We start from the raw sequence: 1,019 nt of genomic DNA, 5'->3' as shown, positions 1-1,019 counted from the left end.
TGTGTTTCATGACTGGGGTGAAGTCGTAACAAGGTAACCCTAGGGGAACCTGGGGTTGGATCACCTCCTTACCTTAAAAATCGTCTATTGCCTTTTAGCGCAGTGTTCACACAGATTGTTTTGTTATTAATGAAGAACGACCAAGTCTTATGGGGCTATAGCTCAGCTGGGAGAGCGCCTGATTTGCATTCAGGAGGTCAGCAGTTCGATCCTGCTTAGCTCCACCAATAGGCTTGTAGCTCAGCTGGTTAGAGCGCACCCCTGATAAGGGTGAGGTCGGCAGTTCAAGTCTGCCCAAGCCTACCATTTCTACCTGCTATCGTTACTTTGACTGCTGCGATGCTCATGTGCTGGCGCACACTGCGCTTCTCGCAATCAAATTAACTTCATCAGACGAAATGGCTACTGAATAAACTTGGTCAGAAAGATACAAATCCTAATGAATTTTTACTCGGTTGAGTAAGTATTGATTAGGGTTTTTTACTCTAAACCTGTTCTTTAACAATTTGGAAAGCTGATATTAGTAATCAATCAAATTGAGTAACTGAGAATATCGAAAGATGTTCTTTCAAAAGCTACTCTATCTGACAACGGCGCAGCGAAAGCTGCAATGTAATTGATTAGACAGTCATGCATACAACAGTGCTTTGATGCACACCTGACTCCGGATAAAAAGGCGGAGGACAGGCGCAGGAATATCCATCCTTTTGAGTTGTCGCAACTCTTGGATAATCCTGTAATGCTATGGAATCTTATTCCTTACTCATGTGAATAAGAGGAAATAGCGATGATTTGTTTTCTCATCGAGCCGGCTGAGGAGTGAGCGAGGGCGCATACTTTAGTATGTAACCGGGCGAACGACGAACCAAGGCGAAGAGGAGGAGACAAAGCAGAAGCTATTTAGGGTTGTATGGTTAAGTGACTAAGCGTATACGGTGGATGCCTTGGCAGTAAGAGGCGATGAAGGACGTGTAAGTCTGCGAAAAGCGGTGGCGAGCTGACAAAACGCATTTGAGCCA

At 44.8% G+C, this 1,019-nt stretch carries 2 tRNA genes and 2 rRNA genes; all 4 read left to right on the top strand.

Annotated features, from left to right (window positions below):
- Window positions 1-71: ribosomal RNA gene (locus J3369_RS13725) — 16S ribosomal RNA — on the top strand; the annotation flags it as partial.
- Between the two features lie 80 nt (window positions 72-151).
- Window positions 152-227 (top strand) — tRNA-Ala (locus J3369_RS13720).
- Between the two features lie 2 nt (window positions 228-229).
- Window positions 230-306: transfer RNA gene (locus J3369_RS13715), tRNA-Ile, on the top strand.
- Between the two features lie 606 nt (window positions 307-912).
- A 23S ribosomal RNA gene (locus tag J3369_RS13710) occupies window positions 913-1,019 on the top strand; the annotation flags it as partial.

The sequence above is a fragment of the Alteromonas sp. NFXS44 genome (assembly GCF_040148705.1).
Taxonomy (GTDB): Bacteria; Pseudomonadota; Gammaproteobacteria; order Enterobacterales; family Alteromonadaceae; genus Alteromonas.
This window is presented reverse-complemented; position numbering and strand designations above follow the sequence as displayed.